Annotated in this window: 13 protein-coding genes and 1 pseudogene; 8 read left to right on the top strand and 6 right to left on the bottom strand. The window is 42.2% G+C overall.

All coding sequences use genetic code 11. The annotated features are described in order from the left end of the window. Positions 1–46: 46 nt before the first annotated feature. Positions 47–793, bottom strand: coding sequence for a serine protease (locus tag IQ246_RS17545; protein WP_194004631.1), 747 nt, complete (start codon positions 791–793; stop codon positions 47–49). Positions 794–835: 42 nt separating this feature from the next. Then, on the bottom strand, positions 836–1,408 hold the full coding sequence (locus IQ246_RS17540) for a COP23 domain-containing protein (RefSeq protein WP_194004630.1): 573 nt from the start codon (positions 1,406–1,408) through the stop codon (positions 836–838). Between the two features lie 219 nt (positions 1,409–1,627). Between IQ246_RS17540 and IQ246_RS17535 the strand changes: the two genes are divergently transcribed. Continuing rightward, positions 1,628–2,914 (top strand): proton extrusion protein PcxA, encoded by a 1,287-nt coding sequence (locus IQ246_RS17535; RefSeq protein ID WP_194004629.1) that lies wholly within the window; start codon positions 1,628–1,630, stop codon positions 2,912–2,914. A gap of 163 nt (positions 2,915–3,077) precedes the next feature. Then, positions 3,078–3,566, top strand: a complete 489-nt coding sequence (locus IQ246_RS17530) for a hypothetical protein (RefSeq protein WP_194004628.1) — start codon at positions 3,078–3,080, stop codon at positions 3,564–3,566. 2 nt (positions 3,567–3,568) lie between these two features. Here the strand turns inward: IQ246_RS17530 and IQ246_RS17525 are convergent, their stop codons facing one another. After that, a complete protein-coding gene (locus tag IQ246_RS17525; RefSeq protein WP_194004641.1) occupies positions 3,569–3,712 on the bottom strand; it encodes a DUF4351 domain-containing protein in 144 nt (47 codons plus the stop codon). Positions 3,713–3,982: 270 nt separating this feature from the next. On the opposite strand from IQ246_RS17525, the gene IQ246_RS17520 reads away from it, so the two are divergent. From IQ246_RS17520 to IQ246_RS17500, 5 genes and pseudogenes are all read left to right on the top strand, one after another. Next, positions 3,983–4,411, top strand: a complete 429-nt coding sequence (locus IQ246_RS17520) for a hypothetical protein (RefSeq protein ID WP_194004627.1) — start codon at positions 3,983–3,985, stop codon at positions 4,409–4,411. Between the two features lie 232 nt (positions 4,412–4,643). Then, positions 4,644–5,513, top strand: a complete 870-nt coding sequence (locus IQ246_RS17515; protein WP_194004626.1) for a polyphosphate kinase 2 family protein — start codon at positions 4,644–4,646, stop codon at positions 5,511–5,513. Between the two features lie 354 nt (positions 5,514–5,867). Further along, a complete protein-coding gene (locus IQ246_RS17510; protein ID WP_194004640.1) occupies positions 5,868–7,766 on the top strand; it encodes a CheR family methyltransferase in 1,899 nt (632 codons plus the stop codon). A gap of 734 nt (positions 7,767–8,500) precedes the next feature. After that, positions 8,501–10,234, top strand: a complete 1,734-nt coding sequence (locus IQ246_RS17505) for a hypothetical protein (RefSeq protein WP_194004625.1) — start codon at positions 8,501–8,503, stop codon at positions 10,232–10,234. A 252-nt stretch (positions 10,235–10,486) separates the two neighbouring features. Beyond that, positions 10,487–10,981 (top strand): annotated as a pseudogene (locus IQ246_RS17500) (transposase); the annotation flags it as partial. 510 nt (positions 10,982–11,491) lie between these two features. Here IQ246_RS17500 and IQ246_RS17495 read toward each other — a convergent pair. Beyond that, on the bottom strand, positions 11,492–11,980 hold the full coding sequence (locus IQ246_RS17495) for a hypothetical protein (RefSeq protein ID WP_194004623.1): 489 nt from the start codon (positions 11,978–11,980) through the stop codon (positions 11,492–11,494). 164 nt (positions 11,981–12,144) lie between these two features. On the opposite strand from IQ246_RS17495, the gene IQ246_RS17490 reads away from it, so the two are divergent. Further along, on the top strand, positions 12,145–14,118 hold the full coding sequence (locus IQ246_RS17490; protein ID WP_194004622.1) for a serine/threonine-protein kinase: 1,974 nt from the start codon (positions 12,145–12,147) through the stop codon (positions 14,116–14,118). 4 nt (positions 14,119–14,122) lie between these two features. Here the strand turns inward: IQ246_RS17490 and dhaL are convergent, their stop codons facing one another. Both dhaL and dhaK read right to left on the bottom strand, forming a co-directional pair. Further along, a complete protein-coding gene (dhaL, locus tag IQ246_RS17485; RefSeq protein ID WP_194004621.1) occupies positions 14,123–14,755 on the bottom strand; it encodes a dihydroxyacetone kinase subunit DhaL in 633 nt (210 codons plus the stop codon). Position 14,756: 1 nt separating this feature from the next. Then, positions 14,757–15,830, bottom strand: a complete 1,074-nt coding sequence (dhaK, locus tag IQ246_RS17480; RefSeq protein ID WP_194004620.1) for a dihydroxyacetone kinase subunit DhaK — start codon at positions 15,828–15,830, stop codon at positions 14,757–14,759. Positions 15,831–15,986 lie beyond the last annotated feature (156 nt).

Below are 15,986 nucleotides of genomic sequence, written 5' to 3'. Positions count from 1 at the left end.
CTATCCCCTATCCCCCATTCGGTGTCTCTACAAGTCAGTTCACGAATCAAATCGGATTACTATAGTGAATTGGTACAGCCCAACTCAGGCGAATAATCATCTTATGCAGCTGTTCATCTGCCTCCATGCCATCCTGAAATACAGAAGGAGCATCCCACAAAGGATAAGCTTGCATCCCATTTACACCTACAACCTCACCGCGACGATTCAACAGTGGCCCGCCACTCATGCCCTTTTCAAGATTATTGGTGTATCCCAGCTGATAACCCCCTTCTAAAGGTTTGGGTAGCACTAACACAACCTTACCTCTAGTCAACGCAAAGCTTTTTACTTGACCCTCTTCCGCAGCGGGAAACCCCGTAGCAAATACCTCATCCCCCACTACTGGGGAAGAACCGAGGGATGCTACAGCATATCTAGTGTCGATACCTTGAAATTGCAATAAAGCTAAATCATTTTTGCCAAAGGCTTGAGTTTTGAGTAAATTCGCTGCATAGATGCTACCATCGGGTGCTTGAATACGATATGGGGGATCCCCTGCTTGCAATACATGAGTATTGGTCAATACTGTATAAACCGAACCTTTTTTTTTCAGCAAAATTCCTGAGCCTAAGAAATCTGCTGATAACACTTTGACAGTAATAGACTGGGCCTGTTGGTATTGTCTTGAGTAAGAAATCTTGCATTCCTGGCTCTCGCATGGGAGAGCAACACTGACAACTGGTGTCGATGCTGAAAGTGTCATAGATAGACTACCAATACAGACAACTAGTGTCAATTTATGCCAATCCATCTGACTTTCCAGGTAATCCGAAGTTGCAAAATTGCGATGGCATCAGGGAATATTACCTGAATCTTGATTGGACTCACTATTAGGTTCAACTGTAGCGTTGTTAAGGTACGTATCAAATTCGATATTCAGCGCTTCCTTACTACTTTCATTTAGTACATTTCCAGCTACCAACCCACGCCGATTTAATAGCCTCCTTACAGTATCTTTGGCATTACTACCACGCCTGAGAGTGAATAACAAAGTGCTATCTGTACAAGCAGCGTTTTGGTTAATAGCAGCGCATACTACAGATTCTCCTCTAAGTATCCCAGTTCTGATGTACTTTAGAGTACCGTTATCATAGCTTCTTTGAAATCTGCGAGATACCTCTTGACAACGGCGTTCCACTGTCCACTCTCTGGGAAAGTATTCCTGAGAAACCCATTTAATCATTGGTACGTTCCTCCCATCCTGAGTACGAGCATAAGTTACAGGTATGCCCTTGCTCTCTCCACAATAGAAGGTTGTACCTCCAGCATAGCTAGGCTGATTGATGATTGCAGTTGTGGTCAACACACTCAGTGAAGCTATTGCAATCCCTGTCAACCCTTGACCAAATAACTTTAGTCTAATCATGAATGCGCGACTTGCTAAAAAAACATCAGGTTTATTACGGTTACTTAACAAAAATGACAACCAATCCTAAGTATTTGTTCCCGAGAATTGACGCTATGAGTTACACGACTACTGTACTGTAAATTGAGCAGTTCATGAAGCGGATAAAACAAATTTATTACTATTTCTTGATTTATACTTAAATACAGAAGTTAATTTATATAAAAAATCATCTCTACAATGAAACATCCCTCTTTTAAAATAAATACAGAATTACTCCGCCAAAAGCTCAAAGAATACTTGCGATCGCTAAAACAATGGTATTCAGATACACCAGAAAGATCACTATTAGAAGCTTACCAAGCAGCTCAAAGCATTAGAAACATCGAAATCCAACATTTTGCTAATCAAAAAATATCTTCAGCATCAGCAGATTATACTGAAAATGTAATGTCTTATTGGCAAGGATACCTGAATAAGAAGTTAACTATTATCAAGGTAAGGCTTGCAGAATTTCGGCTTAGTCGTGGAATCGTAACTATTTGTGATTCTGCTGTATTAGAAAAACTGAAGTTCATTGATGAAGTGTTAGAGAAATATGCTATCAAAGATCAACTAGTTTACAACAGCACATCATTGCCATCTTCTCAGCCCATACAAAGCAATCTGAGCGAAGTCAAAAAACAGCCCAATTCATCTAATATTAATGGTGTTAAAGTACCACCTTTAACTCAAAAAACTGGAGCATTGCCAAGGTCTATTGGCAGAACAATTAATAAAATTAAAGCAGAATTATCACCGCAAGCAGAAGAAGATTTTCTGAGAAATTATCGGGTTTCTAGAAATCGGACAAAAACTGCTATGAGATTTTTAATCCTTCTAATTACTGTGCCGCTTTTAACTCAGTATTTATCTAAACAATTTTTAGTAACTCCTATATTAGACAGGATTAGAGGTGACAATGAAATTCAGCTTTTTCTAAACTCTGATATGGAAATAGAAGCTCTCCAAAAGTTAAATAATTTTGAGGAACAACTGAGATTTCAGTATCTACTTCATCAAGCACCACCACTTTCTTCGGAAGTAATAAAAGAAAACATCAAAAACAAAGCAGTTGAGATAGCTGAGGAATTTCGGATTAAAACTAATAGCGCTATTAGCAATGTATTTGCTGATTTGATATCACTAGTTGCTTTTGGTGCAGTCATTGCTCTGAGTAAACGAGAAATCGTAACTGTAAAACTATTTATAGATAATATTGTCTATGGTCTTAGTGACAGTGCCAAGGCATTTTTAATTATTTTATTCACAGATATATTCGTAGGATTCCATTCGCCACATGGATGGGAGGTTGTTCTTGAAACATTCGCAGAACATATAGGTTTACCAGCTAGTAGAAACGCGATATTTTTATTTATTGCTACATTTCCTGTAATTTTAAATACTATCTTTAAATACTGGATCTTCCGCTATCTCAGTCGCTTATCTCCGTCAGCATTAGCTACATTGAAGGAGATGGATGAGTAATAAGCTGTTATGCTTCAAGTAATTGTCGTTTGCGATCGCAATATCCGAGCAACTCTCCTGCAAATTCTATTTTTATTATCTAAATATTGCTAGTTTTGTAAAAACATGACACAGTTGCGCCTCTAATTCGCTAGGCTATTTATATCCTGGTTCTTTACATGATATGGATTTTGAAGGCAAAGCTATCGCCCCAACTGCTACAGACAACGCTGAATTTGCTCAACCAACTACTACTCCTAAGCCACTGGAATTACTCCGAGATACTGAAGCTTTGCTGCGTCGCCCAACTGTAGCAACTCTAGTACCAATTTTGCCATCTAAGCTGAGCAATAGATTCCAAGCAGCTTCATCTTTAGCAGATGACTCTTTAAATAAACTGGCAGCAATTGACCTAAACAATATTAGCGATTTTGAGTTGCGACCTGCAAGAATTCTTGTTGGCTTAAGCTTTATTGGTTTTGGGGCGCTAATGATATTGGTACTGTTGCTTTACTTAAACACGTTATATCCAGAACTCAGTACGTCCGAACAAATACAACAATATTGGTATCAATACGTTTGGTTTGTCAGCTTGGGCGTTGCGGGGATGTTTATTTGGGGCCGTGAGGCGATGCGTCCTATTCCCAAGCGACGAAAGTCATATAAGCGATAAATCTACATGGGTAGCTGCTGATTATCGTCGGCTTGCTGATATAACCAAGCTTCCAAATCACAAACAGTTGAAAAATTCAACAACGCTTCTGCTAACACCTGCAATTTCTTAAGAGGATGATTAGATAATCCTTGAACTCTACTAATATTCGTGACTCACACGGATAAACAAACCTACGCTACAACTAACCATTGACATGCGACAGATTTAAGTGATTATCCTCTGATTGCTTAACAGCTTTGATACCAATTTTTACCGATTAACAGTTATAAAAAGCACATTAAAATGTGAAGCTTGACACATGTATCAAATTGTGCGAATCATACGAGCCATGTTATCATTTAAAGCAGGAAGTTAGTATAAATACATATAGTAACTAACTTGCTAAGAGATTAATTATTAAACAAGGTGCTTTCATGCTTTTACGTAAATTTCTCGCCGTTTCCGCAATGACTGTGTTAGCTTCCAGCATTGTCTTTGCTCAGGATGCATCTGAGTCAATTGCTACTGCTCCCTTACCTGCCAATTTAGACGGGACGTGGAATTATACAGTAAATCTTCCAGGAAGTACTTGTTCTATACAAGGTGGTTGCACAATAAAGATTACAGGCAATGCAGGCAAATATATTTTACCTATCGGTAATAACTCCCTATTTTTGATTGACGCTTATTCTACTCCTAATCGCGGCAAGCCAGTCATCACTATTATTCAGACTGCACAGCCAGGAACACCAATTACTTATAATTCCGCTCTGGTCGGTAGACTAGATGACCCTCAAACCATTACTGGGTCTTTCATCGATGTTGATAATAACCGGGCTACATTTAGATTAGAGAAGCAATAACTTTCCAACACCCCTGTTAATGTATCTTCCATGACTAAAATTGGTTTGAGATACGTGGAATATGGCTGAGTATAAACACAATATCGGAGCTATAGAATTCCTATTTGATTTTTGAAATAACTACGTACAACTTTAACTCCCTTTTTTCCCATTTCCCATTCCCTATCCCCTATCCCCCATTCCCTGTCTCTACAAGTCAGTTCACGAATCAAATCGGATTATTATATTTTACATGAATCATGATACTTTTATTGTTCCGCCAGGTTCAAGGATTTCTCTGCAAAAAAATTATGACCCGGCTCATAAGACTCAATTTCATGAAAAAACTGATGCTCAAATTAAATTGCAGGCAGATATTGTTAGATTAGCAAATCACCAAAATATTCTCTATGCTCAAAATACTTATGCTTTACTGATTATTTTTCAGGCAATGGATGCTGCTGGTAAAGATAGCACAATTAAACACGTCATGTCCGGGGTAAATCCACAAGGATGTCAGGTGTTTAGTTTCAAGCAACCCAGTACCGAAGAATTAGACCATGACTACCTGTGGCGCTCAATGAAAGCTCTGCCAGAACGAGGTCGAATTGGCATATTCAACCGCTCTTACTATGAAGAAGTACTGGTAGCTCGTATCCATCCAGAAATTCTTAAAAAGCAACAACTTCCCCAAATTCCTAATGGAAATCGGATATGGAAGCAGCGCTTTGAAGAGATCAACAACTTGGAAAAATATTTAGTAAATAACGGTGTAATTATTCTGAAATTTTTTCTCAATATCTCTAAATCTGAGCAAAAAAAACGCTTTTTTAAGCGGATTGAATCCCCTGACAAACATTGGAAATTTTCAGCCAGCGATGTTAAGGAGCGAGCTTTTTGGGATGATTATATGAATGCCTATGAAGAAGTTTTTAATCACACTAGCACTGAATGGGCACCTTGGTATATTATTCCTGCTGATCGCAAATGGTTCACACGCTTAGTAGTTGCTGATATCATTTGTACAAAATTACAAGAACTCGATTTAAAATATCCAACTGTCCTTGAAGAACATAAACAGGAACTTTTGCAAGCAAAACATATCTTAGATCAGGAAAATTAACTCTTTAGCTAAACAGTAAATATTGAAAAAATTCCAATATTACGATATAAATTATGTAGCAAGTCAGAATAAATAATTTTAAATTTATCAAAGCTTTTTTAACTAAAAAGTTTGGCTGAGAATCACAGCCAAAGAATCATGACAAAAATGGCAGAAGATGCCAACAATCTTCCACCTCAATTGGCGAATGCTGCCTTTTATACTGCTTTATGGGCATTGGGCATTGGGCATTGGGCATTGGGCATTGGGCATTGGGGAAAATTCTTTTTTGCCCTCCACTCCTCCACTTCTCCACTCTTCCACTTCTCCACTCTTCCACTCCTCCACTCCTCCACTCCTCCACTCCCCCATCCTATGACTTCGGCAGAAAGAGATCCTGACTTTGAAAATCTACTAATTTATCTCAGACAGAACCGGGGGTTTGATTTCACAGGTTATAAGCGTTCGACTCTGATGCGTCGGGTACGCAAGCGGATGCAGTTATTGAGCATGGAGAGCTTTGGCGATTATCTGGATTACCTAGAGGTTTATCCAGAAGAATTCAATTATCTCTTCAATACGATCTTAATTAACGTCACCGACTTTTTTCGGGATTCCTCAGCTTGGGAATACCTCGCAGAGCATGTACTGCCCAGTATAGTTAGAGATAAACAAAATTCTGACCAGATCCGCATCTGGAGTGCTGGCTGTGCCTCTGGGGAAGAGGCTTATACATTGGCAATACTGATGGCTGAAATTTTAGGAGCCGAAGAATTTCGCCAACGGGTGAAAATTTACGCTACAGATGTAGATGAAGATGCTCTTAACCAGGCTCGCCAAGCTGCATATTCAGCTAAAGATGTCCAGGCGTTGTCAGATGAACTGCGGCATAAATATTTTGAAATTGTAGGCAACCGCTATGTATTTCGTCAAGACCTGCGCCGCTCAGTAATTTTTGGTCGCCATGACTTACTTCAGGATGCGCCAATTTCCCGCTTAGACCTGTTAGTTAGCCGCAATACACTGATGTATTTCAACTCAGAGGCTCAGGGTCGAATCATGGCTCGGTTTAATTTTGCGCTTAATGATGGGGGTTATCTGTTTTTGGGGAAAGCAGAGATGCTGTTGATGCATTCGAGTCTGTTTACCCCACTAGATTTGAAAAACCGAATATTTACTAAGGTATCGTCAGCAAATATACGCGATCGCCTCTTAGTTATGGCAAATTCAGTAGATGACGAATCTAGCGACCGTTTGTCTCGACATCTACGCCTACGAGACGTAAGTTTTGATACAGCACCGCTGGCCCAAATAGTTATTGACATTAATGGTGCTCTTATGATGGTGAACGAGCAGGCGCGAAGTTTGTTTACTCTTTCAGCCAAAGATTTAGGGCGTCCCTTCCAGGATCTGGAACTTTCCTATCGACCGCTGGAGTTGCGATCGCTAATTGAACGAGCTTATGCTGAACGCCGCACCATTAATTTGACCAATGTAGAGCGCTATTTGTCTAATGGCGAAACGCAATATTTAGATGTGCGGATTATGCCTTTACAAGACACCGACAATAGTTATTTAGGTGTCAGTATTGCTTTTCATGATATCACCCGTTATGTTCAACTCCAAGAAGCACTGCAACGCTCTAGACAAGAACTAGAAACCACAAATGAAGAACTACAATCTACTAATGAAGAATTAGAAACTACTAATGAAGAACTGCAATCTACTAATGAAGAATTAGAAACTACTAATGAAGAACTTCAGTCTACCAATGAAGAATTGGAAACAATGAATGAAGAACTCCAATCTACGAATGAAGAATTACAAACAATCAATAATGAACTCTCGCAGCGCACTACAGAACTAAACCGCACAAATCTTTTCCTCATCTCCATTCTTAGAAGCCTCCAAACCGGAATAGTAGTGCTTGACAACAGTTTTAATATCTTGATTTGGAATTATATGGCAGAGGAATTATGGGGTTTACGGACTGAAGAAGTTTTAGGAAAGTCTATCTTCAATTTAGATATTGGATTGCCCGTTGAGCAATTGCGATCGCCACTTTGTGAATCCCTGTCCAAGAAAAAGCAGTTTCAAGAAATGATCTTCGATGCCACTAATCGTCGGGGTAGACAAATAAAATGTTACCTGGCAATTACTCCCCTCCTCGGCATTCAGGTAGAGGGAGCAATTTTGATAATGGCAGACATAGAGAAAGTCAATAGTATGATTTCTGCACAAGAAATTGAGGAACGGCGACAACAGCAGGAATAAAGAAGGCAGGAGGCAGTAATTTCCCGATTCCTCTTTAATCCTAAGTAATGTAGCGAAATATTAAATAATATTAGGGTTTAAATGCGATCGCGTTAATTCCGATTTCTCTGTTGTAAGCGCCAAAATATTCATCTATAACGACGCATAAAACTGCAAAATATTTAACCTCGGAAACCTTATCGCTTATGAGGTTTGTAATTTTCAGAGATACTACCTCGATCAATAAAACCTGGCTCTCAATTGGTCACTCTCTCACGACTTATGGAGCGATCGCTTGACTGTAGCTCAAAGAGGCTTAAAATCCTTGACTATGAATGGTTTAACTACAGATTGCTTCTTTACAAAGGCCATTAATGAAGTTGTGATAAGGCCATTAATGAAGTTGTGATAAAGTCTTGCATAGCTAACAAGCATCCTAACTAGTTTCATCTCTCTAGAGATATATAGTGGGATTTTCACTCAGGAAATCTGTACATTAAGCTATGTTTTTTGGTAAATACTGGCGATCGTTGTTCGTTATTCTTTTCAATATCGGGTTGTCTTCTTCCTTAGCAACCTCATTGCAAGCACAAAACAATCCGTATCATCGCGTCGGTAATATATCCCTTGTCACGCTATTAGCACAGGCGGGCACAGACAAGACAGTGACACTCCCTGATACGCGTGTAACCTTGACTGGTACCGTACAAGGCGGCACAGCTAAATGGACACAACTGAGCGGCCCTATGCAGGCCGTGTTCAAAAGCACCGGGTCTGCAAAAACCACCATCATTGTCGATAAACCCGGCAGCTATGTATTACGACTCACATCTGTCTCTAGTACTGGCGAAAGTAGCAGCGATGATGTGACTGTTACAGTCAACGCAAACCCCGTGGTGATTAACAATCAATCCACCCCTTTCGATCATCTGAGGGCTATGAACAGACCTGTATTTAAGAAAGGTCATACCCTCTTACCCTTAACCCATGCGAACTGCGGGGTAGGTGACGATAACGCCTTAGAGCTTGCAAACTATTGGGGGTATGCACTGCACATAGGGGCAGGAGATGTAACCTATTTGAAATACGGATCAGACTATGGCACAAGTCAAAATTCGTGGGTTAAGCTCATACAGGCCAACCCCAAGCGCTATCGCCTTGCATCAGGAATAGGCTCTTTATACGCCTATTTTGATAACTACGATGGACGCCATGCTGAACTTCCAAAACTACCGCAAAGCACCTGGCTGCGTGACGCCGCAGGAAATATTATTCTCAACGGTGGAAAGCCAATTGTCAGTCCTGCGGCTCCAGATGAGACGTTCCAGATTATCGGTAATTTTATTGGCCCGTGGTTAGGTGCCTTGGAAAAAACCGCTGGACAGCCGATTGAGATCCTTACAAACGGCGGCGAGTATGGGCTGTGGCTGCTTGCTGATCAGGGTACTAAATACTTGTTGCAAGACCCCAAGGTAGTAGCGGACTTTAATAAATCTGGACTCAACGATTGGTACGCCTATATCTCCCGCAACAAAGCTCGGCAAGAGGGGGTGCTCAAACAAACCATGTTTAGTTACTTACAGACTCGCCCATTATATTCGTGGTATCAGGAGCAATATGGTGTTGAACGTGGTCGATGGTCTGGCTGGAAGTCATGGATGTTTTTGTACGAGTACTTTCTAAACGCTTCTGGTCAACCGATTGTTTCCGATTACGCCGCGCCAGAGATGTACTACAGCTTCCACAACTCTGGATGGAGTGGTGTACATTCGGGCAGCATGGTACCGTTGGATGCGTTAACCCAAGCACTCAACAACATCTCTGGAGCTATCAGTCTTGGGCAAAAGTTTGTCTATCCTTGGGTCAGCGCAGGCTGGGAGGGATGGGATGGTCAACCAATCTCTGACCCTGATCGGTTTCTCGGTATGATGAAGGAGTACTACACCGCTGGAGCGATTGGTTCTGCATCTGGGTATTTCGTGTGCAGTGGCCCCATTTGGGAAGCACTCCGCTATAACAAGCCAGTAGGCACCAAAACACCCACAGTGATTAATCAAGTGGCGATGCAAGGTCAAGCACATGCGCTATTTTCGCATCTTGAAGAGTATCTGCGTAACGGCGATCTTCTACCTGGCCCGAATCAACATCCCTATTCAGGTAAAGCTGACACCAAGTCATTACCTGCGATGGAGTTTCCTGTAGAAGGTGAAACAGCACAGGCATCTGGTGTATTTGGCCCCATCACTATCCCAACGGCCCGGGTTCTTGCACGCAAAATTCGCAACGAAAACCGTTGGTTAGTTACCGCATGGGCGAACGTAGGCGAAGACCGCGATATTCGGGTAAACATCGATAACAAACTCGGCACCCTTACTTTACGTGCTAGAAAAGCCGGGTCTGTGTATGTGGTAACTATTGTAGGGGGGCAACCTAAGCTTACCCTAATCGATGTTGATGCCATGAACCCAACAAGTCGGTTATTCCCGTAAGCTGTTACGTACTTTTAGGGGTCGTCATTTGTCATTGAGAAAATAAGTTGAAGCGGAGTTGAACTCCGCTTCAAACTTTGGCATACTTGCACCCTGAGGGGGTGACAACCTTGTCTCAAAGCCATGCCAAATAAGGATTATAAAAGGATGAGCCTTGAAACAATCAAAACAAATTGGGAACCTAAGTACTTTAGATGCGTTTGCCCTGCCCCCTAAACCAGGGCGAACGCATCTTATACCAAATCGGGAGCGTGTAAATGTCTCGAATGTGGTGCGATGGTGCAAGGAGAGAGTCCAGACGGAATAGTTCCGGGACAAGACTTGAGTGTTAACCTCCAAGCATTATTGGTCTGGCTGGGCAATTATGGCCATCTATCCTACGCCAAGCTTCAGGAACTATTGTGGGAACTGGGGGAAATTGAAATTGGCACGGGAACGCTCCAAAAAACGAATCAACGAGTAGCTATGGCGGTAGAGTCAGCAGTTGAGGGTTTATGGGAATGGGCACCACTTCAACCAAATGTTCATGTAGACGAAACCCCTTGGTGTGTGATGGGAGTGAAAGAATGGCTATGGACAGCCAGTGGAGAAGGATTCTGTTTATTTCATGCCGCCGATACTAGGGGGCGTGCGGAACTTGAAACCATGCTGGGTAAAGAGTTCGCTGGAGTCTTAAGCTCAGATGATTTCAGCGTTTACAATGGTTGTTCTGTCCAAGCTCAACAGACTAAGTGTGATTCAAACCTGTCGCTTTCAACCTCGTTCCGCAATGGCATTTTTCCGTGAAGCCATAACTGCCCATTCTTGTAACTTAGCTATGCCTTCGCTCATTCCCCACTGCTAGACCTGAATCCTTACCGTGGATCTTCTATCACCGCAAAGTGGTCAGCAATGGTGATTTTCGGTTTGAGTTTCACAGCCTCTGACTTCATTCTACTTTGACAATGAGAATACACTAACTAGCGATCGCTCACTTAAATTTTCTGGTAGTTAATTTGTACTATTATGACTGCACCTCTACTTACCACTTTGTCAATATTTAGATGCGTTTGCCCTGGGTGCGATCGCACCTTATCGTAGCAGTGCAATCACTGACGCCAATCTTTTGATTAGTTAAAAAAGCGATCGCCTCTTTTACCTCAAAGCCCACGGAAGTGGGCTTCGTTCATGTAGCTTCAGAATTCTATTCTGCGGACATTGCTGTATACTCTCCAACTCAGCACGGGCTAAACGCCCCGCTAGCGCTAACAGCACTTATTAACTCTCTGGTAAACTGGCAAACGCCTGCTCAACTAACTCCTTAGCCTTAGCATCCAAATGCTGCCAATCCACTTCACCAAACTCATCCATTAAACCAGTATCAATATTAACTGCTTCATTATCTGGGCCGTACTCAAGAAAACACACTTGATAACACAGTTCCCACAAATCGATACTGACCTCTTGCCCTTGACGCTGCAAACGTAAATGATATCCTGGATGGGGCATTGGCAGACGAGCAAGAGTCTCTTTGATTTCATTTGCTTCTTCTGGTGTTGCAGTTTCCATCTCTTGCAACAGACTAGTTACCAATGCTTTTAGCTCATCAGTGGTGTTAGGCGGCCAAATTAGTACATCGTGATAGGTTCCCGTCCAGGTAGATGCATCAAGTAGCTTGCGAAGATTATCGACAACGCGAATGAAAGCAGGTTGCATGAGGATTTCAGCCTGCTGCCATGCAACTGGGTTGGTTATTCTGGGTGGCATTGGTAATAAACAGGGGCACTAAAAGAAAAATAAATAGTCTGCGTTTATTAAAAAGCTGCGTTTTTAATCTAAATCTTTTCTCAAGATAGCGGATTTCATTGAAGAAAATTTGGAGATATTTATTACCAGCTGGAAAATTAGGTAATAACTCTGGGGAGAGAAATATGATAGGCAAGCTACTAGACCATCGTTACCAGGTAATTCGAGTCCTCGCGACTGGAGGATTTGGTCAAACTTACATTGCCCAAGATACTAGGCGACCAGGTAATCCTATCTGTGTTGTCAAGCATCTTAAACCCGCAAGCTCCGACCCCAGAGTTTTTGAAACTGCTAAGCGTCTGTTCAACAGTGAAGCCGAATCCTTAGAACATCTGGGAAACCACGATCAGATACCCAGGCTGCTGGCTTACTTTGACGAAAATCAGGAATTCTATTTAGTTCAAGAATATATTGAAGGACATACCCTAACTGAGGAACTTATACCTGGTAGGCGTTGGAGTGAAAGCCAGGTAATTCAACTGTTGCAAGAAGTTCTGGGCATTCTAGATTTTGTCCACCGCCAAGGCGTGATTCACCGCGACATCAAACCAGATAATATCATCCGTCGCGCCTGTGATCAGAAATTTGTTTTAGTAGACTTTGGCGCAGTGAAGCAATTGCGTACATCAATAGTTGCACCTAGTGGACAACCTACTGCCACAGTAGTTATTGGCACTCCTGGCTATATGCCTACGGAACAAGGACAAGGCAAACCCCGCCCCAACAGTGATATCTATTCTCTTGGGATCATTGCGATTCAAGCATTAACAGGATTATCGGCAACAGAATTGCAAGAAGATCCTGAGACAGGTGAAATCCTCTGGCAGCATTTAGTACCTGTAAACTACCGTTTAGCAGCAGTGTTAACAAAGATGGTGCGTTATCACTTCAAAGACCGCTACCAAAATGCAACGGAAGCACTGCAAGCATCTCAAGACGTGATTAATCCTGTGCCTGCACTTTCTATACCTCAAGCATCCGCCACAAATTCGAGCTACCAAGCAACCAAATCTTTACCTCAAGTATCTCGTCAGCAAACTGTCGCAGTTGCACCAGCAAATCCCATACCTGCTAAAGCTGTCCGCAAAGATTCACCCGACCCATGGCCGCTATTAATTGGCGTATTATTGGCAGGTGGTGCAGCCGCTTTAGTAGCAAATGTGTATCCAAATGTGAAAAACTTAGCTACCAATTTTACGGGTAATGATGCCACCTCAGCCAAAAATTGCTTAGCTGTTGTTGTGGAAAACTCCAATATCCGTTCTGAACCTAGTTCAATTAATTCTGACAATATTGTGCGAACTGTTGCTCAAGATGCCAAGTTTGAGGTGACTGGCAAACGGACTAAACGAGGATGGATAGAAGTTAAAGTTAATTCTGGTAATTCTGGGCGTTTAGCTTGGGCACACTCGGATGTGATAGCCAATAATGAGCAATGGGTTTCTTGTCTACGCGACAAAGGGATTGCAATTAAGACAGTAGATGATAGTACTCTAATTGCGACTCGACCAATTCCCAAGCCAAAACCAAAATCTCGTGATGTAGCAACGCCATTACCAGAAAAATTGGACAGGTCAATTTCTGACTCTGAGACATCAGAGCAATCACAGCCTAACGTTAACAGTACCAAAATTATAGAACAAGCAAGACAGAAGTATGAATCTGGAGACTTGCAAGGTGCGATCGCAATGCTTAAGTCTATTCCGGCAAATACGGTTTCTAATATCAAAGAAACAGGCAAAATGATTAGCCAGTGGCAGGAAGATTGGGCTAAAGCCGAAGCTTTATCTAATGATATCAATACAGCAATTGATCAAGGTCAATGGGATAAAGTCTTGGATTATAAAAACCATCCAGAAAAGTTACCTAATACTCAATACTGGCGAAATAAATTAGAACCACTGTTTAAACAAGCCGCTGTAAATCTAGTTAAACAGGCACTTCCTAAAGTAGAAAATAAAGCAAATCAGGATAATTCTCAACAGGAATTACCTAAAGTAGATAACCAAGATAATTCTCAACGGGAATTCTTTAATACTGACAAATTTCTAACTCCAGAAAGTCCCGACACCACAGAAAAACCTAAAAGCGAATTGTAAGTAGCTAGGCTTCCAGCACTTCCAAAAAACTCTTCAACATTAAATAAGCAGAAGTTCCCCCTGGATCTTGATGACCAATACTGCGATCGCCAAGATAGCTGGCTCGTCCTTTTTTTGCCAACATCGGGATGGTGTCATGTAATCCCTGTTCAGCGGCTGTAACAGCCGTCTTCAAAGCTTCCAGCGTTGTCTTACCTTTTCCTACAGCTTGCCTAAAAGCCGCCACAGATGGAGACAGCACATCCACCATTGTCTTGTCTCCTAGTTGGGCTTTGCCACGCCCTAGTACGCCGTCTAACCCAGCCTGGAGTAGTTCTAGCACATCCTGCTGTGTCAATTCCTGTTTACCTGCTACTGCTGTACTTGCTCGCAGAAACCAAGTGCCATAAAGAGGGCCACTAGCACCACCAATAGAAGAAATCAAGGTCATGCTGACTGTCTTCAAAATGCTGCCGATGTCTTGTTGATCTGCAAAACTCGGTAACTGACTGCTCACCTTTTTAAAACCGCGATCCATATTAATCCCATGATCAGCATCACCGATAGCAGCATCCAATTCAGTCAAATATTCTTTATTCTGCTCTATCTTGGTTGCAAATACCTGCAACCATTGTAATATATGCGCCTGATTTACCATATCAAATTCCCCAACGCCAACTCGGCGTTTTTACTGGTGCATCCCACAGCCGGATCATCTCATCATCCAACTTCAGTAGGGTAATTGAGCAACCTTGCATTTCCAGAGATGTGATATAAGGGCCAATCAAGTTTCGCACAATTTGTAATCCCTGCTGTTCGCAGATTTGCGCCAGTTTGCGGTAGACAAGATACAGTTCAGAAAGGGGAGTTCCACCCATACTATTAACAAAAGCTAGCAGGCGATCGCCTTTTTCTAATGGTGGATTAATCAGTTCCACATCCACCCATTCTCCTTTATTTTCATCCCACTCGCGCAGTGTACGGCTATAGGCTGCATCCTCGATTATTGAGCGCGTTAAAATCTCTGTAACCTCATCCACGGATTTTATATCTGTGCGTTCCCTTCCCGGCTCACCGTGAATACCGATACCCAATTCAATTTCGCGATCGCTCAATTCAAATGTCGGCGAGCCTTTAGCTGGCACTGTACATGAGGTCAGGGCAATTCCCATACTCCGCCCATGTAGATTCACTCGACGGCATAAATCTGCTATTTGTGTTAAATCATACCCCTGCTCTGCTGCTGCCCCACAAATTTTTTCCGCCAGTATTGTTGTTCCTACACCCCGACGTCCTTGTGTATAAAGGCTGTCCTTCACCGCCACATCGTCATCAATCAAAATATTTAACACCCGGACGCCTTCAGCACGGGCTAACTCCGTTGCCATCTCAAAATTCATGACATCGCCGCCGTAATTTTTGACGATATAAAGGATACCAGCACCGCCATCTACCTGCTTAGCTGCTTCCAGTATTTGGTCAGGGGTAGGTGAGGTGAAAACTTCGCCAGGACAAGCAGCATCCAGCATTCCTGTGCCTACAAAACCAACGTGCATCGGTTCGTGACCGCTACCACCACCAGAAATAATTGCTACTTTTCCCGGTATAGGTGCAGTGGCTCGATAGATAAAGGTAGGATCATAGTTAACCTTGATTAAATCAGAATGAGCCGCGGCCATACCTTCTAGGCTTTCTCGCACAAAGTTTTCTGGTTTGTTGATTAGCTTTTTCATGGTTTAGGTTTGGTTTTGAGGTAAACGAACCACCAGGGGATAGCGGGAAGGTTGGGAGCTTCGCGTCTTCAGACCGAAGGGGAAAACCGAAGGAGTGCGAATTTATTCGCCTCCAATATTCTCACCCATGATGAGGATCATTGATATACCGTTCTA

Source organism: aff. Roholtiella sp. LEGE 12411 (assembly GCF_015206995.1).
Classification (GTDB): domain Bacteria; phylum Cyanobacteriota; class Cyanobacteriia; order Cyanobacteriales; family Nostocaceae; genus Komarekiella.
This window is presented reverse-complemented; position numbering and strand designations above follow the sequence as displayed.